The 20,902-nt window shown below is 58.0% G+C and carries 25 protein-coding genes; 5 read left to right on the forward strand and 20 right to left on the reverse strand.

Features of this window, described 5'->3' with window-relative positions:
- Position 1 precedes the first annotated feature (1 nt).
- Genes rapZ through BCF46_RS16570 form a run of 4 tightly spaced genes read right to left on the reverse strand, consistent with a single transcriptional unit; the run spans position 2 to position 3,828 of the window.
- Positions 2–904 (reverse strand): RNase adapter RapZ, encoded by a 903-nt coding sequence (gene rapZ, locus BCF46_RS16555; protein WP_121026924.1) that lies wholly within the window; start codon positions 902–904, stop codon positions 2–4.
- Complete coding sequence (locus tag BCF46_RS16560; protein WP_342768441.1) at positions 901–1,362, reverse strand: HPr kinase/phosphorylase; 462 nt, start codon at positions 1,360–1,362, stop codon at positions 901–903. Before BCF46_RS16560 ends, rapZ begins: the two co-directional genes overlap by 4 nt.
- Positions 1,363–1,405: 43 nt before the next feature.
- Positions 1,406–3,124: a sensor histidine kinase gene (locus BCF46_RS16565; RefSeq protein ID WP_121026930.1), complete on the reverse strand. Its 1,719-nt coding sequence runs from the start codon at positions 3,122–3,124 to the stop codon at positions 1,406–1,408.
- Between the two features lie 2 nt (positions 3,125–3,126).
- Positions 3,127–3,828, reverse strand: a complete 702-nt coding sequence (locus BCF46_RS16570) for a response regulator transcription factor (RefSeq protein WP_121026933.1) — start codon at positions 3,826–3,828, stop codon at positions 3,127–3,129.
- A gap of 314 nt (positions 3,829–4,142) precedes the next feature.
- On the opposite strand from BCF46_RS16570, the gene BCF46_RS16575 reads away from it, so the two are divergent.
- A complete protein-coding gene (locus tag BCF46_RS16575) occupies positions 4,143–5,741 on the forward strand; it encodes a phosphoenolpyruvate carboxykinase (protein WP_121026936.1) in 1,599 nt (532 codons plus the stop codon).
- Positions 5,738–6,307, forward strand: coding sequence for a DUF3859 domain-containing protein (locus BCF46_RS16580; RefSeq protein ID WP_121026939.1), 570 nt, complete (start codon positions 5,738–5,740; stop codon positions 6,305–6,307). The genes BCF46_RS16575 and BCF46_RS16580 overlap by 4 nt, the downstream gene beginning before the upstream one ends.
- Here BCF46_RS16580 and BCF46_RS16585 read toward each other — a convergent pair.
- Complete coding sequence (locus tag BCF46_RS16585; protein WP_121026941.1) at positions 6,304–7,071, reverse strand: sulfite exporter TauE/SafE family protein; 768 nt, start codon at positions 7,069–7,071, stop codon at positions 6,304–6,306. The genes BCF46_RS16580 and BCF46_RS16585 overlap by 4 nt on opposite strands.
- Positions 7,072–7,219: 148 nt before the next feature.
- Between BCF46_RS16585 and BCF46_RS16590 the strand changes: the two genes are divergently transcribed.
- Positions 7,220–8,911: an acyl-CoA dehydrogenase family protein gene (locus BCF46_RS16590; RefSeq protein ID WP_121026944.1), complete on the forward strand. Its 1,692-nt coding sequence runs from the start codon at positions 7,220–7,222 to the stop codon at positions 8,909–8,911.
- The gene (locus tag BCF46_RS16595) at positions 8,908–9,294 is read left to right on the forward strand and encodes an META domain-containing protein (protein WP_121026947.1); all 387 of its coding nucleotides are present in this window, start codon (positions 8,908–8,910) and stop codon (positions 9,292–9,294) included. The genes BCF46_RS16590 and BCF46_RS16595 overlap by 4 nt, the downstream gene beginning before the upstream one ends.
- Here BCF46_RS16595 and recO read toward each other — a convergent pair.
- From recO to folK, 14 genes are all read right to left on the reverse strand, one after another.
- Positions 9,278–10,009, reverse strand: coding sequence for a DNA repair protein RecO (gene recO / locus BCF46_RS16600; RefSeq protein ID WP_121026950.1), 732 nt, complete (start codon positions 10,007–10,009; stop codon positions 9,278–9,280). The two genes, BCF46_RS16595 and recO, sit on opposite strands and share 17 nt — an antisense overlap.
- 13 nt (positions 10,010–10,022) lie before the next feature.
- Positions 10,023–10,355, reverse strand: a complete 333-nt coding sequence (locus BCF46_RS16605; RefSeq protein WP_121026953.1) for a DUF1491 family protein — start codon at positions 10,353–10,355, stop codon at positions 10,023–10,025.
- Positions 10,348–11,262: a GTPase Era gene (gene era, locus BCF46_RS16610; RefSeq protein WP_121026956.1), complete on the reverse strand. Its 915-nt coding sequence runs from the start codon at positions 11,260–11,262 to the stop codon at positions 10,348–10,350. The genes BCF46_RS16605 and era overlap by 8 nt, the downstream gene beginning before the upstream one ends.
- Positions 11,259–11,939 (reverse strand): ribonuclease III, encoded by a 681-nt coding sequence (gene rnc / locus BCF46_RS16615; protein ID WP_121026959.1) that lies wholly within the window; start codon positions 11,937–11,939, stop codon positions 11,259–11,261. Before rnc ends, era begins: the two co-directional genes overlap by 4 nt.
- 7 nt (positions 11,940–11,946) lie before the next feature.
- Positions 11,947–12,474 (reverse strand): signal peptidase I, encoded by a 528-nt coding sequence (gene lepB, locus BCF46_RS16620; RefSeq protein ID WP_425454431.1) that lies wholly within the window; start codon positions 12,472–12,474, stop codon positions 11,947–11,949.
- Between the two features lie 251 nt (positions 12,475–12,725).
- Positions 12,726–13,517, reverse strand: coding sequence for a signal peptidase I (gene lepB / locus BCF46_RS16625; protein WP_121026965.1), 792 nt, complete (start codon positions 13,515–13,517; stop codon positions 12,726–12,728).
- Between the two features lie 55 nt (positions 13,518–13,572).
- Positions 13,573–13,986 carry a holo-ACP synthase gene (acpS, locus tag BCF46_RS16630; protein WP_121026968.1) on the reverse strand — a complete coding sequence of 138 codons (414 nt, stop codon included), beginning with the start codon at positions 13,984–13,986 and terminating at the stop codon, positions 13,573–13,575.
- Positions 13,986–14,429: a hypothetical protein gene (locus tag BCF46_RS16635; RefSeq protein ID WP_121026971.1), complete on the reverse strand. Its 444-nt coding sequence runs from the start codon at positions 14,427–14,429 to the stop codon at positions 13,986–13,988. Before BCF46_RS16635 ends, acpS begins: the two co-directional genes overlap by 1 nt.
- The gene (locus BCF46_RS16640; protein WP_121026974.1) at positions 14,426–15,049 is read right to left on the reverse strand and encodes a LysE family translocator; all 624 of its coding nucleotides are present in this window, start codon (positions 15,047–15,049) and stop codon (positions 14,426–14,428) included. Before BCF46_RS16640 ends, BCF46_RS16635 begins: the two co-directional genes overlap by 4 nt.
- On the reverse strand, positions 15,046–15,789 hold the full coding sequence (locus tag BCF46_RS16645; RefSeq protein WP_211332833.1) for a pyridoxine 5'-phosphate synthase: 744 nt from the start codon (positions 15,787–15,789) through the stop codon (positions 15,046–15,048). Before BCF46_RS16645 ends, BCF46_RS16640 begins: the two co-directional genes overlap by 4 nt.
- A 67-nt stretch (positions 15,790–15,856) precedes the next feature.
- Positions 15,857–16,504 (reverse strand): DUF2062 domain-containing protein, encoded by a 648-nt coding sequence (locus BCF46_RS16650; protein ID WP_121026977.1) that lies wholly within the window; start codon positions 16,502–16,504, stop codon positions 15,857–15,859.
- A 42-nt stretch (positions 16,505–16,546) separates the two neighbouring features.
- Entirely contained in the window at positions 16,547–18,670 is a 2,124-nt protein-coding gene (locus BCF46_RS16655; RefSeq protein ID WP_121026980.1) for a RelA/SpoT family protein, read from the reverse strand.
- A 30-nt stretch (positions 18,671–18,700) separates the two neighbouring features.
- Entirely contained in the window at positions 18,701–19,054 is a 354-nt protein-coding gene (gene rpoZ, locus BCF46_RS16660) for a DNA-directed RNA polymerase subunit omega (protein WP_121026983.1), read from the reverse strand.
- Between the two features lie 91 nt (positions 19,055–19,145).
- Entirely contained in the window at positions 19,146–19,733 is a 588-nt protein-coding gene (gene folK / locus BCF46_RS16665; protein WP_121026986.1) for a 2-amino-4-hydroxy-6-hydroxymethyldihydropteridine diphosphokinase, read from the reverse strand.
- 94 nt (positions 19,734–19,827) lie between these two features.
- On the opposite strand from folK, the gene BCF46_RS16670 reads away from it, so the two are divergent.
- Positions 19,828–20,406, forward strand: coding sequence for a LabA-like NYN domain-containing protein (locus BCF46_RS16670; protein ID WP_121026989.1), 579 nt, complete (start codon positions 19,828–19,830; stop codon positions 20,404–20,406).
- A gap of 37 nt (positions 20,407–20,443) precedes the next feature.
- On the opposite strand, the gene BCF46_RS16675 is transcribed toward BCF46_RS16670, so the two are convergent.
- Positions 20,444–20,902: a GNAT family N-acetyltransferase gene (locus BCF46_RS16675; RefSeq protein WP_245990211.1), complete on the reverse strand. Its 459-nt coding sequence runs from the start codon at positions 20,900–20,902 to the stop codon at positions 20,444–20,446.

The raw sequence follows: 20,902 nt of genomic DNA on the forward strand, positions 1-20,902 counted from the left end.
TTTACGTATCCCTAGCACCAGGTTTAGCCCGACGCTCCAATTCCCGATGCCTTATAGACACCTGCCACCCCTTGTTTGCAAGGGCCTTGCCCATCATTTCCGCAACGGCAACTGACCGATGCTTCCCACCTGTACAGCCCAGCCCGATAGTAAGGTAGGATTTCCCCTCATCGTGGAAAGCCGGAAGTAGCAGGTCGGTCAAATCATTGATCTTCTCAAAGAACGCCGAAAATCGGTCGTCGGCCATCACATAGCTCACCACACGAGGGTCTTGACCGGTCAGATCTCGAAGAGCCGGGTCCCAATGGGGATTGCGCAAGAAACGACAGTCAAACGCCATATCGACGCCATGCGGAACACCGCGTTTGTACGAAAACGAATTGAGTAAAACCGACAGTCCGGCCTCGCCTTGCGCCGCAAACAACGTCGTTAGTTCATCGCGCAAATCATGCGGAGACATATCCGAGGTCTCGATGACAATATCGCTGCGTGACTGAATGGCGCCAAGCAGTTCTCGTTCCCGACGAATGCCTTCTTGCAGACTCTCGTTCGGCGCCATCGGGTGCGGCCGTCGCGTCTCGGAATATCTGCGGATCAGCACATCTTCGCGCGCATTCAGATAGAGCAGGCTGACATCCGCGTTGGTCTGCGCGGGAAGTGCATCCACAAGCTGCATCAACGCCTTAGTGGTGAAATCACGATTGCGCACATCGACCCCCAAAGCAACGGACCGAGACAAGGGCCGGCCGTCCAATAACCTTGGGATTAGCGAGAGTGGCAGGTTGTCGATGGCCTCGAAGCCCAAGTCCTCTAACGCGTTGATGGCTGTGCTGCGTCCTGCACCAGACGGGCCGGTGACGATAACGATCCGATGCGGGTTGGATTGCGCGCTGTCTATACTCATACGTCCATAGAACCGTGAAACCCGTACTTTAGAAAGTGGAAAAGGGCCGCCGGCAGGTGCGGCGCATCAAAGTTATCAAACAGAGGCACCTGATGAGCGCCGAAGTTAGCGTGGCGCTGATCTGGCATACGGTCTTGCGTCATGGTTTCAAGATCAACCACTGCTGCAAGTATAGTCGGCCCCACGCAGGGAGAGGTCAGCACTCCGACACCTCGGGCCTCAATGGCTTCGGGCAGGCCGTCCGGTTTACTTGCAAGTACGCCCTGCAAGCTTTCCGAGAGGTCACACCTATCATCGGCGACCAACTGCGCCCCGAACGCCATTAGTTGAAGGGCCAATGACGATTTACCTGCGCCGGAGCGCCCAACAATTAGCAGTCCCCGCGCATCAACGACTACACAAGTTGCGTGAATCTGGCAGGGTATGGAAGGGCATTCAAAAGGCATAGAGGAAGACATAGGGCGGAAGAGCTGCGTCGCCCAGTCAAATCACACAAAACGATCAGGTAGGAAGGCCAACAACAAAGCGAGCACCCAAAGGTTCGGAAGTGATATCAGCGTCGGTAGGGCGGATATTCTCGGCCCAGATAACGCCACCGTGGGCCTCGATAATCTGTTTGGATATCGCCAGACCAAGGCCCGAATGGTTGCCAAACTGGCGCTCGGGACGCTCGGAATAGAACCGGTTGAACACTTTGTTTAGCGCTTGTTCGGGTATGCCGGGGCCTGTGTCTTCAACCACCACCAGAACGCGATTATCCCGTCGGCGGGCCCAAATCCGCACTGCATCGCCCTCTTCACAGAACGACGTCGCATTGGTGATCAGGTTCACAAAAACCTGAGCCAAGCGTGCTTCCAAGCCGTGAATGACGATCGGCTCGTTGGGGACGTCTTTGATGAACTCCACACCGTTTTCTGCGGCTTGTTGGCCCAGATATTCGGTCAGATTGTTCAGCATCCGCATCAAATCGAACGGCTCTTCGTCTTCTTTCACCAGTTCACTGTCAAGGCGCGAGGCGTTGGATATATCGCTGACGAGTCGGTCCAATCGGCGCACATCATGTTCAATCACATCCAAAAGGCGGGTACGCTGATCGTCCGTTTTGGCGACATGGAGCGTGCCGACAGCTGATCGCAGAGATGCAAGAGGGTTCTTAATTTCGTGGGCCACGTCAGCTGCGAATTGTTCGTTCGCGTCGATACGCTCATACAGCGCTGACACCATGCCACGCATCGCGCCAGACAGGCGTCCGATTTCATCGGGGCGGGCTGTAAGATCGGGAATACGGACACGGCTTGGACTGACTTTGCGTGCGTTTTTATCCTGCCCCAGCTCGGCTGCCGCCGCGAGGTCCGATAACGGGTTCGCAATGGTCGAGGCTAGTACAAGGCTAAGGCCAATCGAGACAAGAATTGCGATTACAAACATCTGCAACACCTGCTCGCGCTCGCTCCGAACCAACTGATCGATTTGTCCTGCAACCGTAGATAGGCCAACAACACCAATAACTTGACCGTTGCGTTCGATCGGAGTTGCGACGGAAAAGATGCTGCCGCCGGCGCCGTCTTGGCCGGTGCGGCTTTGCGTTTCGCCAATAGACGCCTGTGCAAGCAGCGCGCGCGCTTTGTCTTCGCCTGTCACATTCGGTATTGGCTTTCGGTTGGATCCAAAGGCCCCCGAAATAGTCTCCCAAACGCTGTTGAGAAAGCCCGTGATGATTGTCCCGTTTCGGTCGTTCTGCAAATCTTCAGTTCCGGCAAGCTCGGGGCGTTCCGCCCCCACAGTGCTGGCCAACAAGACCTCACTGGGAGCGAACACGAACACCTCCACACCCGGCGCAATATCCAACGCACTGAGCGTCGCTGACGGGTTTGTCAGAACAGCATCTTCACCCGAAACGGCAAGTTGTGCCTCAAAGACATCCGCAATCAACTGAGCCTCAGATACCAGCGCGACTTCACGTTGGGCAACCAGGCTGTCACGGAAAGGATTGAGGAACAAAACACCCGCAACCAGAAGGACCAATGCCAACAGGTTGAAGGTAATAATCTTGCGCGCCAAAGGTGAGCGGTTAAGCGAAATCAGGTTTCGCTTTTCACGTTTGGTTCGAAGCTCTTGCTCGACGCCGTCTCCCGACTGCGTCCAATCCTCGCCCATGACCAATTCTGCATTTTTAGCTGGCTTGGAGTCCGCCACAGAAAACCTCGACACTAAAGACATCGTTACTCTTCGTTATATCTGTACCCGATCCCGTAGAGCGTCTCAATCGCGGAAAATTCGTCGTCTGCAGTGCGCATTTTTTTGCGCAGGCGTTTGATGTGGCTGTCGATCGTCCGGTCATCTACATAGACCTGATCGTCATAGGCCACGTCCATCAATTGATCGCGGGACTTCACGAAGCCCGGACGTTGCGCCAGAGCTTGCAAAAGCAAGAACTCGGTCACAGTCAGGGACACATCGTTGCCTTTCCAAATCACGGTGTGGCGCAGCGGATCCATCGTCAGATCACCGCGCACCATGGATTGGGCAACTTCACCCTCGCCAGCATCATCCTTAGCGATCGCTTCATTGCGCCGCAGAATGGCGCGGATGCGTTCCACAAGAAGGCGTTGCGAAAAAGGCTTACGCACATAATCATCAGCCCCCATACGCAGGCCAAGAACTTCATCAATCTCATCATCTTTGGACGTCAGAAAAATCACTGGAATTTCTGACTTCTGACGCAAACGCTGCAACAAATCCATGCCATCCATTCGCGGCATCTTGATGTCAAGAACTGCCATGTCAGGCATTTTGCGGGTAAACGCTTCTAGTGCGCTTTGACCATCATTGTAGGTTTCGACCTCAAAGCCTTCTGCCTCAAGTGTCATTTGAACGGACGTCAGAATGTTCCTGTCGTCGTCCACCAACGCGATTTTAGACATTAGGTGGCCCCTTATTTTTTACTGCTTGTTGCTCTTATTTTTTTCTTATCATCGGCCCTTGATCGCGTAGAATCAATTGAATTGTGGCGAATCAAGCCTGTTCAAGCCTCATTGGGACATTTCCGCCCTAATGTTTGACTAATATGCCGCACCTGACTGCAATGATAACGCTATCACGCCGTCCCCGACCGGTTTCCTCCCAAAATCGACGTGGTATATGAGGACTAGTCGCCTCGTCGGGGCGAAACTGGCGGATATCAGGACTCGCTGGAACAAAATGCACGCGGGACAACTCTCGCAACAGGAGCAAGCTCATGAACACAGGACGCGTTAATCCAGCTCATATGTTGGACGAACAGGGTATTTCCGGCCTTGGGGGCGTCTACTATAACTATCTGGAGCCTGCCCTGATCGAAGAAGCGTTGAAGCGCGGCGAAGGTAACCTAGGCAAAGGTGGCTCCTTTTTGGTGACCACTGGCAAGCATACAGGCCGGTCCCCGAAAGATAAGTTTGTCGTTCGCACTCCATCCGTCGAAGACAGCATCTGGTGGGAAAACAACGCCCCGATGGAGCCAGACGCCTTCGATGTACTGTACGCCGACATGCTGGAGCACATGAAGGGCCGCGACTATTTCGTTCAGGACCTGTTCGGCGGCGCCGACCCGGAGCACCGCCTCGACGTGCGCGTGGTGACCGAGCTTGCGTGGCACGGTCTATTCATCCGCCACCTACTACGCCGTCCAGAGGCCGACGAACTGGCGGGCTTCGTGCCAGAGTTCACGGTTATCAACTGCCCCAGCTTCCACGCGGATCCGGCCAAACACGGCTGCCGCTCGGAAACCGTCATTGCGATGAACTTCGACAAGAAGCTGATCCTGATCGGCGGCACCGCTTATGCGGGTGAGAACAAGAAATCGGTCTTCTCGCTGCTGAACTACCTGCTGCCTGAGAAAAACATCATGCCGATGCACTGCTCGGCCAACCACGCCCATGACAACCCTGCCGACGCGGCAGTGTTCTTCGGCCTGTCGGGCACCGGCAAAACCACGCTATCGGCTGATCCATCCCGCACGCTGATAGGCGATGACGAGCATGGATGGTCCGACCGTGGCATCTTCAACTTCGAGGGTGGCTGCTACGCCAAGACCATTTCCCTGTCTGCCGAGGCCGAGCCGGAAATCTTCGCCACCACCGAGAAATTCGGCACGGTGATCGAGAACATGGTCTACGACGGAGATACCAAAGATCTGGACTTCGAGGATGACAGCCTGACCGCCAACATGCGCTGCGCCTATCCGCTGCACTATATTTCTAACGCCTCCGATACGGCGCTTGGCGGCAATCCCAAGAACATCATCATGCTGACCTGCGATGCATTCGGCGTGCTGCCCCCCATCGCCCGCCTGACCCCTGCCCAAGCCATGTACCACTTCCTGTCGGGCTTCACCTCTAAGGTGGCCGGCACCGAGCGCGGCGTGACCGAGCCGGAGCCTACATTCTCCACCTGCTTCGGTGCGCCCTTTATGCCCCGCCGCCCCGAAGTCTACGGCAACCTACTGCGCGAAAAGATCGCCACCCACGGCGCGTCCTGCTGGCTGGTCAACACCGGCTGGACCGGTGGCGCATATGGCACCGGCTCGCGCATGCCAATCCGCGCAACGCGGGCACTGCTGACGGCGGCCCTGAACGGCTCCCTGAACGAGGGGGAGTTCCGCAAGGACCCGAACTTCGGCTTCGAGGTTCCGGTCACCTGCGATGGCGTGGACAACCGCTTGCTCGACCCGCGCAGCACATGGGGCAAGGAAGCCGATTATGACGCGCAGGCCGCCAAGTTGGTGGAAATGTTCGCGGAGAACTTCGGCCAATACGTTCCGTTCATCGACGACGACGTGAAAAGCGCCGCCATCGGATGATCCGTACAACGCTCAAAGCCATCATCACGATTGGCCTTCTGAGCCTGACGACACCAACGCAGGCGCAGTTCTTGAAAGATGCTGCGCCTGATCTGGTTTTCGACGAACGCATTCTGTCCAAGATCAACTACGGGCTGGTCTGCCCGTCTGGCACAGCCAAAAAGCTGCCCGCGCCTGACACGCATCTGGGCTTCATCACCCAACGCGACCAAAGCCAGCGCATCGAGCACACCACCCAAGTCGTCCCGCTGTCCAAGGGCATCGGCTTTGGCGTGGACGTGCAACTGCCGGACGGCGTGGAATTGCGGGATGTGGAGATTTCGGTCTTTCATCCGCCCTATACCGGAACAAACGTCACAGAAGAAAGCTGGCGCAGCGATCTGGTGTCCCGCGCCTCCAACCTAAACTTTTTCCTGTTCGAATTTCCGTTCGAAATGGTCGCAGGCGACTGGGCGCTACAGGCCAGCCATAATGGCACCCTGCTCTATGCGGTCAATTTCAAAGTCGTCGACCCGTCACGCATCCCGAACCTGTCCAGCTATTGCTCGGGCGCGCTGCTTTCCTAACCCATCAGCCCGCGCCGGATCAGGTTGAGCCCTGCCAGCAGCAGCACCCAGGACGTCACCTTGCGAAAGGTCGCTTGGTCGATCCGGTCCTGCACCTTGAACCCCAGCCAAATGCCAAAAATGGCGGGAATAATGAGAATGGCCGAGAATGGCAGCGTTTCCATCCGCAAGACGCCCGATTGCAAATGTGCCGCTAGAAGCATCAGCGCACCAAGTCCGAACACCACGCCTTGAACGCGCATCTGCTCCTTCTTGGGTGTGTTCACCGCCGTGAGATACAAAACCGTCGGCGGCCCCCAGATCCCCGACAACCCGGCCACGAAACCGGCGAAGGCGCCAACCGCGGCCTCGATCCTGCTATCCCGGCGCGCCAATGTCGGGTTCCAGCCCAAAAGCTGCACGGCGGTAAACACCGCCACTGGCAGGCCGATTGCCAGATAAAGGATGTTCGACGGGATCACCGTCACCAACTGGGCGCTGAGCACCAGCACGACCGCGCCAACACTCAAAAACAGTTTGTAGTGGGTAAGCGAGGTCCATGCCGCGCGCGCACCTTGGCGTAGCGCTTGGATGCCATTGGTCACCACGGTCGGCAGGATCAACCCCGCCAAAGCAAGCTCCGGTGACAGGAAACTGCTTAAACCCGATATGAAAATCGTCGGCATGGCAAATCCCACCACGCCCTTCACAAAACCGGAAACAACACCGACCACCATTGCCAGCAGCAAAAATTCAGGCGAGATGATCGAGGAGAATAAATCCATGCGCCTTTGGTAGCCCACCCGATTTCTGGGCGCATCAACTAAAACTTCGCGACATTTTCGTTCACAACCCTACATTTTCACGCATCAAAGTTGCGCTGCACCTGCAAAAGGATTATTTCGGTGCAAAGCTGTATAAAGGATTCGAGCCATGGCCCATGACGGACAAGATATGACCCTTTCCACACCAACCCCAATTGTCCTGCCGGACCTGCTGACCCTTACCGCCGCCACCATTGCTCCGCTTGGTGATCTGCTGGCAAAGGCGAAAGACGCTGTTCGCGCTCAAGTTACTGAAAACGGTCGTATTTCCGCAAGCCTAATCGAGCAAAACCAGACCGCCGCCCACGGGCTGGCATGGGTGGCGACCTATATTCAGTCCCTCACGCAGATGCAGCACTGGGCCGAAAAATTGACCGAGGCGGGCAAGTTTTCCGAGGTGGAACAGCTCATTCACCAGATCGCATTTGGCGAATATCTCTGGCAAATCTACGGCGGCATTCCGATGTCACAGGGCGAAATTCTGCGCCTGCAAGATATCGGCCTGACGCAAGACGACCAGCGCGGCCTGATGATGCCTGAAATCATGACGCTTTCGCAAAACGGCAACACCCAAGCCGCTCGCACGCGGCTGGTGGAGCTGATGCAGGAACGCTCCGCCGAGATCATCACCGGCGCGTCCGGTCTCGATGAAGAGCTGGAAATGATCCGCGAGCAATTCCGCCGCTTCTCCATCGAAAAGGTGGAGCCGCACGCTCATGACTGGCACCTCAAGGACGAGTTGATCCCGATGGAGATCATCGAAGAGCTTGCCGAAATGGGCGTCTTCGGCCTGACCATCCCCGAGGAGTTCGGCGGCTTCGGCCTGTCCAAAGCCTCCATGGTCGTCGTCTCGGAAGAGCTGTCGCGCGGCTATATCGGCGTGGGTTCCCTTGGCACCCGCTCCGAAATCGCGGCGGAGCTGATCCTATGCGGCGGCACCGACGCGCAGAAGGAAAAGTGGCTGCCCAAACTGGCCTCCGGCGAGACCCTGCCAACGGCGGTGTTCACCGAGCCGAACACCGGCTCCGACCTTGGCGCGTTGCGCACACGGGCCGTGAAGGACGGGGACGACTACAAGGTCACGGGCAACAAGACGTGGATCACCCACGCCGCCCGCACTCATTTCATGACGCTGATGGCGCGGACCGATCCGAACACGACCGACTACAAAGGCCTGTCCATGTTCATCGCCGAAAAGACTCCCGGCACCGACGAGGACCCGTTCCCGACCGACGGCATGACCGGCGGCGAGATCGAGGTGCTGGGCTATCGCGGCATGAAAGAATACGAGCTGGCCTTCGACAATTTTCACGTGAAAGGCGAGAACCTGTTGGGCGGCGCGGAAGGCCAAGGCTTCAAGCAATTGATGCAGACGTTTGAATCCGCCCGCATCCAGACCGCCGCCCGCGCCATTGGCGTGGCACAGGCAGCGCTCGATGTGGCGATGCAATACGCCGAGGACCGCAAGCAGTTCGGCAAGTCGCTGATCGACTTCCCCCGCGTCTCCGGCAAGATCGCCATGATGGCGGTCGAAACCATGGTCGCGCGGCAGTTGACCTACTTCTCGGCAGACGAAAAAGACCACGACCGCCGTTGTGATCTGGAGGCCGGTATGGCCAAGCTGCTGGGTGCCCGCGTCGCTTGGGCGTCCGCCGACAACGCGCTGCAAATCCACGGTGGCAACGGCTTCGCGCTGGAATACAAGATCAGCCGCATCCTGTGCGACGCCCGTATCCTCAACATCTTCGAGGGTGCCGCTGAAATTCAGGCGCAGGTTATCGCGCGCCGTCTGCTCGATTGATCCGGGCAACGGTCATAGCGTTGGCGTTGCTGGCCTCTTGCACCGATGAAACCATCTCGGGTTACGCCGCCGACGGGGCCGTTTGGCAGTTGGAAACGCTGAACGGCAAGCCTTTCAATACCAGCGCGACGCTCACCTTTCCGGAAGCGGGCAAGATCGCGGGCCAAGCCCCGTGCAACAGCTATTTCGGCCAGCAGACCGCGCCTTACCCGTGGTTCTCAGCAGAGGCCATCGGCAGCACCAAACGCGCTTGCCCCGACCTGAAAGCCGAAAACACCTTTTTCGCAGCGCTTGGGAAAATGACCCTGTCAGAGGCGGCGGGAAACACCCTGATCCTCAGCAATGATGCGGGCGACGAGATGGTGTTCAGGGTTTCGGAATAGTCGAGAGAGTTTCGACCAAACGATCCCTTGAGGCTGGCAACGGTTTGTTGCCCAGTTGCGGGGCCATCCATGAGGTCAGGAAATGCCCCGTCGTCGCCAGCGCCGCCGGCACGTCGTCCAGTCTGCCATCACCGACCCCGCGCAGGCAATCCGGCAAAGCCAACATACGCGACGCCCACTCCCCTGCGCCCTGCCGCGACACCGCCCGACCCGTGCGGGGCGAGACGTAGATCAGTTCCTGCATCGAGCCGGTAACGGCACAGGACGAGAGATCCAACCCGAAGCCCAACTCTTCCAGCAACGCCAATTCCCACTGCACATAAGCCAAGGGCCACGCGTCGCTTTCGCCCAAGAGGTCGAACACCAACAAAGTGCGGTCGTAGAGCTCGGGATGCGGGTCACGCTCGGCCAGCGCAAATTGCAACAAGCCACACAAAGCGTTCAGCCCTGCCAGCGCTTTGCGATCGCCCATAACGGCCGCCGCGCGGGATTTGACCGGCTCCACGGTGAACGCGCCCAGATGCCCTTCCAGCCGCGCCCGCCATGAGACATCCAACTGCGCACCGGGTTGCAGGATCGGGGCCATCTTGCGGCCAGCTCCGCCGCGCACGACGCCTGCATGGCGGCCATAGTCGGGAGTGAACACGTCGATGATGGCCGCGTTCTCGCCGTGGCGGCGCGCGGATAACAGAACCCCTTGGCTGCGCCAGTCCATCATTCACTCTCCGTCAGGTCAGGCCCTCTTGGTCCAAAAGGTGCCGCCCTGCTTTGTCCTCGACCTCGATCACCCACAGGTCGGGGTCGAAACCGCGTTGCTTGGCAATTGCGGCGTCCACGTCCCGCTCCGGTCCTTCGCTCAGGACAACCCAAGCCCGCTCGCCGCTCATCAAATCGTAGGAGCGCTGATAGGCCGCGGCCTGCCCGTCCAGCGTGTTCATCTTGACCATGACCACGCCCGCAGTCGGGTCGCCCTTGCAGGTCACGAAGACCGGAATATTCGCCAACCGCAAGCGGTTCAAATAGGCCGAGACCCAGAAATCTGTCGTCAGGCGATCACTCATTACCGTCTTTGAAATCGAGACCCATCTCTGAGTAGCGCTCGCTGTCCTCCAGCCAGCCGGGTCGCACCTTCACCTGCAAAAACAGGTGAACCTTGCGGCCTAGAAACTCAACCAATTCCTCGCGAGCGGCTTTGCCCACTGCTTTGATTGTCTCGCCCTTGGCTCCCAAAACGATGCCCTTGTGACCGTCGCGGATCACGTAGATCAGCTGTTCAATACGGGCAGAGCCGTCCTTCTGCTCCTCCCAGTTCTCGGTCTCGACAGTCATCTGATAGGGCAATTCCTGATGCAGACGCAGGGTCAGTTTCTCGCGGGTAATCTCGGCGGCAATCTGGCGCATCGGCGCGTCCGCCAACTGGTCTTCGGGGTACAGCCACGGACCTTCCGGCACTTTCCCCGCAAGCCACTGCCGCAACGCATCGACCCCATGGCCCTTCTCGGCGGAAATCATAAACGTCTCTTCAAACGCGAAACGGTCATTCAATTCCTTGGTCAACCCAAGCAGCACATCTGACTTCACACGGTCAATCTTGTTAATCGCCAGCACAACCGGCGCGCCGCCGGTGCGCTCAGCCAACCCGTCCAGAATGGCACCCACGCCCTCGGTAATCCCGCGATGTGCTTCGACCAGCAGCACCACAATATCCGCGTCCGACGCACCGGACCATGCGGCAGCAACCATCGCGCGATCCAAGCGGCGACGCGGGCGAAACAGGCCGGGCGTGTCCACGAACACCAATTGCGCCTGACCTTCCATCGCCACGCCGCGAATACGCGCCCGCGTCGTTTGCACCTTATGCGTCACGATGGACACCTTGGCCCCGACCATACGATTCAGTAGAGTGGATTTGCCTGCATTCGGCTCTCCGATCAGCGCGATGAACCCCGCGCGGGTTGCCTCAGTCATGTTTCCAGCCTTTCCAAAAGCGCCTTGGCCGCAGCCTGTTCCGCTTGCCTCTTGGCCCCTGCTTTCGCTTCCGCTCGTTCGCCCGAGGCGAGTGTCACCGCGATGGTAAATTTCGGCGCGTGGTCGGGGCCTTCGCGCTTGATAATCTCATATATTGGCGTGGACTCGCCCCGCGCTTGCACTAGTTCCTGCAGGGCTGTTTTCGGGTCGCGGGCATCTTCTTCGACTTCGTGAACCCGTTGACCCCAAAGGCTAAGTATCAGGTCGCGGGCCGCGGCAAACCCACCATCACGGTATACCGCGGCGATCAGCGCCTCCATCCCGTCGCCCAGCAACGCCTCTTTGCGGCGACCGCCCGATACCATTTCCGACTTGCCCAATTTCAAAACCGCGCCAAGCTCAATGTCCCGCGCAACGGCGGCACAGGTCTCTTTGCGCACTAACGCATTGTAGCGCGGGGCTAAAACGCCTTCAGTTGCTTCAACATCTGCATCTAGAAGTGCCTCAGCCATCACAAGGCCAAGCACACGGTCGCCCAAGAATTCCAAACGTTGATTGTCGGGGCGCGTGGACGACGAAATCGAGCCATGGGTCAGCGCGCGCACCAGAAGCTCGGGCTGCTGAAACCGGTATCCGATCCGGTCACAAAAAGCCGAAAGCTCTGCCGACAGTTTCATCACGGGCCTACTCAATCGCTTTGAAGAACCGGTCGCCGCGCCAGGTCCAGAAATATAGCATGCGGGAGCCCGCAGACGAGAAGATTACGCGATCTGCACGGCCCAGAAGATTGGCAAACGGCACCATGCCGACACCACCGCCAGCTTGTGCAAAACGGCTGTCGATGGAGTTGTCGCGGTTGTCCCCCATGAAGAAGAAATGCCCTTCCGGCACATCGAACACAGGTGTGTTATCCGCGCCCAACCCGTCACGAATGTTCAGGATGGCATGCGTCACACCGCCCTCCAGCGTCTCCATCGCGCGCTCTTTCTCGCATTCGCCACCGATACCTACTGCACCATTGCTGCACGCAGGGAAGCCCCCAACCGAGCCCTGAGCGTCATAGGTCTCGACAAACGGATCAGTCGGCACTTGCTCCTGCGCTTGGCCGTTCAAGAACAGAACCCCGTTCTTTACCTGCACCTTGTCACCCGGCAGGCCGATCAGACGCTTGATGTAATCCTGCCCGCTGACGGGGTGACGGAAAACCACCACGTCGCCACGCTCAGGCTTAGGATCATCGGAGTGTGGTTGTCTCCAACAGGCTCCTCGAAAGCATCTTAATCCATAAGCCGTCTGGTTAATCACAACGTAGTCGCCAACCAACAATGATGGCTTCATGCTTCCGGCTGGTATCCAAACGGCGCGAAATAGAATTAACCCGACTATTGCCGTTCCGGCGGCTACCAGAACAAGAGTCGTTGCTAGAAAAATCAGCGTATTTGACTGCACTTCCGCCACTTACTCTACTCAATCGCCTTGAAGAATCGGTCGCCGCGCCAGGTCCAGAAATACAGCATACGAGAGCCGGCGGACGAGAAGATCACACGGTCCGCGCGGCCCAGAAGATTGGCAAACGGAACCATACCGACGCCGCCGCCTGTCTGCGCAAACCGCGAGTCGATGGAGTTGTCGCGGTTGTCCCCCATGAAGAAGAAGTGCCCCTCGGGGACGTTAAATGCCGCGGTGTTATCCGCACCCATGCCGTCACGGATGTTCAGAATGGCGTGGCTCACCCCGCCGTCCAGCGTCTCGATTGCTCTTTCTTTTTCACATTTACTGCCAAGACCTACAGCGCCGTTACTACAATTCGGAACGCCCCCGACAGAGCCTTGCGCCTCATAAGTCTCGACAAACGGATCAGTCGGCACTTGCTTCTGCGCTTGGCCGTTCAAGAACAGAACCCCGTTCTTTACCTGCACCTTGTCACCCGGCAGGCCGATCAGACGCTTGATGTAATCCTGCCCGCTGACGGGGTGACGGAAAACCACCACGTCGCCGCGCTCCGGTTCGTCGCCGAACAGGCGGTCAGGGATCGGGCAAACGCCGAACGGGCAGCTATAGCGCGAATAGCCGTAGGCCATCTTGTTGACGAACAGGAAGTCACCCACCAGCAGCGTGTCCTTCATCGAGCCTGACGGGATCCAGAATGGTTGGAAAAACAACGTGCGGAACACGGCGGCAATTGCCAACGCGTAAACCACCGTTTTGACGGTTTCCATGATGCCTTCCGGCTCTTTGTCACTGCTGCGTGCCATCAATATTCTCTTATTTTATAGGTTGGGTGCTACATGCGACCAGAGGGGATCGGAGTCAAGTCGCTGCCGCTGCGATGGGCCGCGCCTCGATCACCACAAACGCCTGCGCCCAAGGGTGATCGTCGGTCAAGGTGACGTGGATCACAGCCTCGTGTCCCTCAGGGGTCATCTCGCGCAGACGCTCCGCTGCCCAGCCGGTGACTTCCATGACAGGCTGGCCAGTGCGAAGATTGCTCACCGCCATGTCCTTCCACGAAATCCCCATACGCAGGCCAGTGCCAAGCGCCTTGGAGCACGCCTCTTTCGCCGCCCATCGCTTGGCATAGGTTCCCGCCACGTCGCGTCGCCGCTCGGCCTTTTGCTGCTCGACGTCGGTGAACACGCGATTGCGGAACCGGTCACCGAACCGCGCCAATGTGCCGTCGATCCGCTCGATATTGGCCAGATCGGTTCCGATCCCGAGGATCATCAAAAACCCGCCGTGACCGCGCCCGAGGACTGGTTAAGGGTCACGTTCAATACGCGATCATCGAACCCGCCCGTGACCGCGTTGTAGCTTTTGACCAGAACGCCCCATGTCAGCCCCGTCGCAGGGTCGTAGCTGCTGGTCATCCCCGCAAGCGTCATGCCGCCGAATCCCAAGCCTTCACCGCTGCCCACCATCATACATTGGCGGGCCCCGATCTCGTCAAAGGGGGGCGACAGGATCACCAGCTGAAACGCCGCCGCCGCAGGCTCCAGCGTGTCAATGACCACTAGCCGCACGCGGTTGCCCGCAAAGGTCTGCGTATTGTCTGCCCATGGCTCCGCCACGGCATCCACGCGGGCCATCTCGTCGCAGGGCCGCACCTGCTGGGCAGCGGCGGGAAGGGCAAGCAGCCCGAAGAATAATGCAGTGAGTAGTCGTTTCATGTCAGCCTCGCCGTTAGAATTTTTAGCCCCGCAAACCCGAACATAAGCCCAAAGCTGATCTCGAACCACCGCCGCATCCTTTGATAGCCACGGATGAAGGCCGCGGTCGAGAACAGCAGCGCGTAGCCGAAAAACACCAGATTGGACACGACGAACAGCGCCGCGAAGGTCTCCCAAACCACCCACATGTCAGAGCCGGGCGGCACCGCAATCGCAAAAATCGCCCCCCAGCTAAATATGGCCTTCGGGTTGGTTAGATGCAGCAGCAACCCCTTGAGGTAAATCGACCGCAACCCGCCGCGCTTGGCCTGCACGCTCGCCAGCGGTTTGTTCGACAGGCCCGACCGCAACGCCTTGATCCCCAGATACATCAGATAGGCCGCGCCCGCATAGCGCAGGATTTCCACCAGCCACGCATTCGCCAACATCAACGCGCTCATGCCCAGCGCTGCGGCCACGCCCCAAGACGCCGACCCGCACACGATCCCCGCTGCGACCGCCAGCCCCGCCGCGCGCCCCCGTTCCATAGAGGTTCCGGCAATCGCCAAGGTCGCAGGTCCGGGCGAGGCCCCCGCAACCGCCCAGGCTACAAGCAGCAGCCCAAGCTCGACGCCGGTCACGCGCGCGCCTCGTCCATCAAGCGGCGCATTTCTTTGATCGCTGGGTCCAGCCCCGTGAAGATCGCCTCGCCAATCAGGAAATGTCCGATATTCAGCTCGACGATTTCCGGCAGGGCGGCGACCGGCGTCACGCTGTCGAAGGTGAAGCCATGCCCCGCATGAACCTCCAGCCCCAACGAGTGGGCAAGTGTCGCCATGTCGCGCAGCCGCACAAACTCGGCGTCCCGCTCGTCAAAGCGCCCTTCGGCATGGGCGTCGCAATAGCCGCCTGCGTGCAATTCAATAATGTCTGCTCCAATGCGTGCCGCCGCGCGAACCTGTCGCTCGTCCGCGCCGATGAACAACGACACGCGCGTACCCTCGGCCTTGAACGGCGTGATATATGCCGCCAACCGGTTGTCGTCGCCCGCGACATCCAGACCACCTTCCGTGGTCCTTTCCTCACGCCGTTCCGGCACAAGGCAAACGGCATGCGGTTTGGCCGCCAAGGCAATCGCCTGCATCTCATCGGTGGCAGCCATCTCAAAGTTCAAAGGAATGGAAATCGCATCCTTGAGGGCCGCTATGTCTTCGTCACGAATGTGGCGCCGATCCTCGCGCAGATGCGCTGTGATGCCGTCCGCTCCTGCGTCTTGCGCCAAGAGTGCAGCACGGACCGGATCAGGGTTATCTCCACCACGGGCATTCCGAACAGTCGCAACGTGATCGATATTGACGCCAAGGCGCAGCTTACTGGTCATGAGGGTCGTCCTTTGGATAGCTCTGCTAGCCAGATCATAGGACAACGCACGGCAAGCTCAACAACGCTTATTGCACGCGACCATCCTCGGCCTTCTTGGCAGCCTTGCGCTGGCGAATTTCTTCCAGCTTAGCTTTTATCCGCCCCTTGCGCCGATTTTGATAGGCGGAAATCAGGGGTGCGCTGACATAATAAGCAATAGTGCCCGCAACCACGCCAGGAATGAGGCCACCAATCATATACGGAAAGAACACTTCGTCATAAAATCCGGCCAGTCGATCCCAATGGGCCACGTCATCAGTGAACATCGACCAAAAATTGTCCTTCAGGTCGCGCCACGCCCCGGCAAAGCGACGCGCGATATTCATGTTCTCTTCAAACTCGGTGCCTAACAGGAAGTGGCCGGTTTTCAACGACACCACGCCAATCGGTAGATAGGTCAACGGGTTGCCAAAGAAAGTCGCCATCAGCGCGGCAAGGATGTTGCCCCGCATGACTTTACCAAGCCCCGCAGCGATAAAAAAATGGAAGCCGTAGAAGGGCGTAAACGTAGTAAAAACTCCGGCAAAAACACCCCGCGCGATACGGTGAGGATCGTCAGGAAGGCGGCGAACACGGTGTTTGACATACCCGAACGCTCTGCCCCATCCGCCCTGAGGCCAGATCAGGTGCAGAGCCCACAGGGCCCAACTTTTTGGTGTCCGGCGTTTGAACACGTGTGTTTTTACCTCTCCGCCCCGCTCAAACGGGGCAACTCATTACGGTTTGCGGCTCAAATCTCTATGTCGCTCAAGCGCTGCTACGTCGCTATCAGCCTCGATCGCAGTCATCACGCTATGCAGATGCTCCGCGTCCCGCACGTCAACATCGACCAGCAGTTGAAAGTAATCCGGCTTACGGTCGATGAAATGCATGTCCGAGATATTCGCCTTCTGCTCCCCGATCAACGTACAAATACGTCCCAACACACCAAAGCTGTTCCCAATGGTAAGCGCCAGCGAAACTGCGTTGGTCGCCGCATGCCGCCCGGTATGCCAACGAATGTCTAGCCAGCGTTCGGGTTCGTCCTCAAACTCCACAAGCGCGTCACAGGCAATGGCATGCACAAAAACCCCTTCGCCCTTGTACTTGATGCCGACGATGCGCTCTCCCGGCACCGCCTGACAACAAGCGGCCCGTTTGACTTCCGCCCCTTCTGGCAAACCAACAACAGGACGTTGCGCGTCGGCAGGCTCCATGTCGGGCGTGTCGGCCAATTCTGGGTACAGCGCGGTCACAACTTCCCGTGCAGACAGCTCGGTTGAACCGACATACTCCAGCAATTGCGACGCATCGGTCAAGCTCAGCTCTTTGGCAGCCGTGTCCAATGCCTTATCCGAAGCCTTCTTTCCCACATGCTCGAACGCCACACGCGTCAACTCGCGGCCCAGCTTGATATATCGGTCGCGGTGTTCTTCGCGCAACGACTTGCGGATGGCCGATCTAGCGCGACCAGTAACCGCGATGTCGATCCAGGTCGGTTGCGGTTTTTGTCCTTCGGCCGTAATGATCTCTACCGATTGGCCATTGCGCAGCCGCGTCCAAAGCGGCACGCGTAAACCGTCGACCTTCGCCCCAACGCAGCTATGCCCGATCCGTGTGTGGATCGCGTAGGCATAATCCAACGGGGTCGCCCCACGCGGCAGCTTGACGACCTCCCCTTTCGGGGTGAAGCAGAACACTTGGTCCGAATACATCTCCAGCTTCACATGCTCGAGGAAATCATCGTGGTCATCGGCCTGCTCGAATCGCTCGGTCATGGACGAGACCCAAGTGGACGGATCAACAGCAAATGGGTTCTCGACCCGTTCGCCATCGCGGTAGGCCCAGTGGGCAGCAACGCCAGCCTCAGCCACGTCATGCATCTGGCGGGTACGAATTTGGATTTCGACGCGTTTACCATCACGTCCAGAAACCGTCGTGTGGATCGAGCGATAGCCATTGGTCTTTGGCTGGCTGATGTAGTCCTTGAACCGGCCAGGAACGGACCGCCACCTGCGGTGCAGCACTCCCAAGGCGCGGTAGCAATCATCTTCGGAATTGGTAATTACGCGGAAGCCATAAATGTCGGACAGCCGTGAGAAACTCTGCTTCTTCTCTTCCATCTTCCGCCAGATGGAATAGGGCTTCTTGGCGCGCCCGAGAACTTTGCCCTCAATCCGCGCATTCGCCAATTCCGTGCGAATATCTTCGGTAATTTTCGGAACAACGTCGCCAGTCTCTTTTTGCAGCGTAATAAACCGACGGATAATCGACGCCCGTGCATCCGGGTTCAGAACACGAAAGGCTAGATCTTCCAGCTCTTCACGCATCCAATGCATCCCCATACGCCCGGCCAGTGGCGCATAGATATCCATCGTCTCACGTGCTTTTTGTACCTGCTTTTCAGGACGCATATGCTTGATCGTGCGCATGTTGTGCAGCCGGTCGGCCAGCTTCACCAAAATCACTCGCAAGTCCTTGGACATCGCCATAAACAGCTTGCGGAAATTCTCGGCTTGTTTGGTCTCGCTGGAGTTCAGTTCCAGATTGGTCAGCTTGGTGACGCCGTCCACTAATTCAGCAATCTCGGAGCCGAAGCGACGCTCCACCTCAGAAAAGGTCGAACCCGTGTCTTCAATCGTGTCGTGCAGCAACGCCGTTACGATGGTTGCATCGTCCAACCACCGCTCCGTCAGCAGGGCAGCAACTTCAACTGGATGCGTGAAATATGGCTCGCCGGAATGCCGCGTCTGCCCCTCGTGCATTTTTGCACCGTAGGCATAGGCATCACGGATCAGGGCTTCGTTCGTATTGGGATTGTAGGCACGGACCATCGCGATCAGGTCGCTATCAGAAATCATCCGTTGGTCCGCCGCCAATTTTGTAGAGCCTTACTTTGGCCCTTGTGCTTCCATCAAGGCCCGCAGCAACTTCTCTTCGGACATATCATCGTCGGCAGGCTTGTCCTGCTCAACACCCATGAGAAGCGCCATGGCGTCTTCTTCAGGCTCGTCCACTTCGATTTGTGTCTGGTTGCTTTCGATCATGCGCTCGCGCAACTCGTCAGCTGTTTGGGTCTCGTCTGCAATCTCGCGCAGGGATACAACAGGGTTTTTGTCGTTGTCGCGATCAACAGTAAGCGCATCACCGGCCGCAATCTCGCGGGCTCGATGGGACGCCAACATAACCAGCTCAAAGCGGTTAGGAACCTTGTCTACGCAATCTTCAACCGTCACGCGGGCCATTGGGGACTCCAGTCATTCACAGGGGATGTCAGACGGCACAACTAGGACCGTTAAAGGCTGAATACAACCTTAAAACCCCTCAAATCGGCTTCTACAGCGGGCAAATCGCGCCTTTTTCTTCCTGAGGAAGCTCGCTGAGCAGCTCGGTCACGCTTTGACCGGTCAAAGGATGCACCCAACTCGGCGCAATATCAGCCAAGGGAATCAATACAAATGCGCGATCTTGAATCCTCGGATGAGGCAAAATCAGCCTCTCTGGAGCCTCGTTCATCTGGCGCACAAGCTGCAGGTTGATCCAGCGCTCTACCGTTGCCTGATCCGGCACGATAGTACCACCATAATCAAGCAAATCCAGATCTAGCGTTCGAGCCGCCCAGCGCTCCTCGCGCACACGGCCGAACTCGGCCTCCACACGGTGCAGGTGCGTCAATAGCGCCTCTGCTGACAGGGCTGTCTCAAGGGTAATTGCGGCGTTCACATAATCCGGCCCGCTGTCCGCTGGAAAAGCAGGACTGCGGAAAAAACGGCTTTCAGCCAGCACGTTAACTGAGTCGCTCGAAATCGCCTGCTTAACCTCTCGCAGGGTAAATTCCGGCGATCCAGAACTTGACGTTGCGTTACTACCCAGCGCAACATGAGCTATTATCAGCCCTTTGTGACCCTCCGTGGGTTGCGGCATAAGCTTTTTTCCTTATGTTTGACGAGGCGTGTACGCCTACGCCCCTCACTCGGGGATTATTAATCGGGCTAAGCGTTTATCGGAAGGACATTTAATGTTTTATAAAGACGAACGGCTGGCGCTGTTTATAGACGGGTCGAATCTATACGCCGCTGCCAAGTCTTTGGGGTTTGATATTGACTACAAACTCCTAAGGCACGAGTTCATGCGTCGTGGCAAAATGCTGCGTGCATTCTACTACACAGCTTTGCTGGAGAATGACGATTATTCGCCCATTCGCCCGCTTGTCGACTGGCTGCACTACAACGGCTTCACCATGGTCACCAAACCGGCCAAGGAATACACTGACCGGGAAGGTCGGCGTAAGGTCAAAGGCAACATGGATATCGAATTGGCGGTCGATGCCATGGAACTAGCACCCCATGTGGATCATATCGTGATCTTCTCCGGTGATGGTGACTTCCGCCCGCTGGTCGAGTCAATCCAGCGCAAAGGCGTTCGCGTATCGGTCGTCTCGACGATCCGGTCCAACCCGCCGATGATCTCGGACGAATTACGCCGTCAAGCCGACAACTTCATCGAGTTGGACGAGCTGCGCGACGTGATCGGTCGCCCCCCTCGTGAGGGCGATATGAGCTTTTCGCGAGAGCGAGAGACCGAAACCACCGAATAACAAGTCAAACGCCGGGCAACACCCCGGCGTTTTTCGTTCAGATCGTCGCACCGTCAACATCCAGATCATAAGTGACCCAGCCGGTGCGCGTTGCCAGTTGGTCATACAGCCCCCGCGCGCGGTAATTGTCGTCAGCAGTAATCCACCGCACCACACCCCAACCACGCTTGCGACCTTCTGCCTGCACAGCCGCAATAAGCGCCTCGCCGGCTTTTAGGCCTCGTGCGTCGGGGCTCACGAACAAATCATCCAGAAATCCACCCGTGCCTGCCGCTAACGGCCGCTCGAACGGTCTGTAATGGGTCAATCCCACAAGCGCGCCGTCCACCTCCGCGACAAACCCGTTCACCTCATGGGCAGGGTCTATCAACCACTCCCAAACGCGGTCGCGCATGTCCTCGGTCTGGGCGACACCATAGAAGGCCGCATACCCCTTAAACAGCCCGCCCCAAGCCGCACGATCAGCCGCCGCCACGGCACGAATATTTAACGTCAC

This window comes from Litoreibacter meonggei (assembly GCF_003663885.1).
Lineage (GTDB): Bacteria > Pseudomonadota > Alphaproteobacteria > Rhodobacterales > Rhodobacteraceae > Litoreibacter > Litoreibacter meonggei.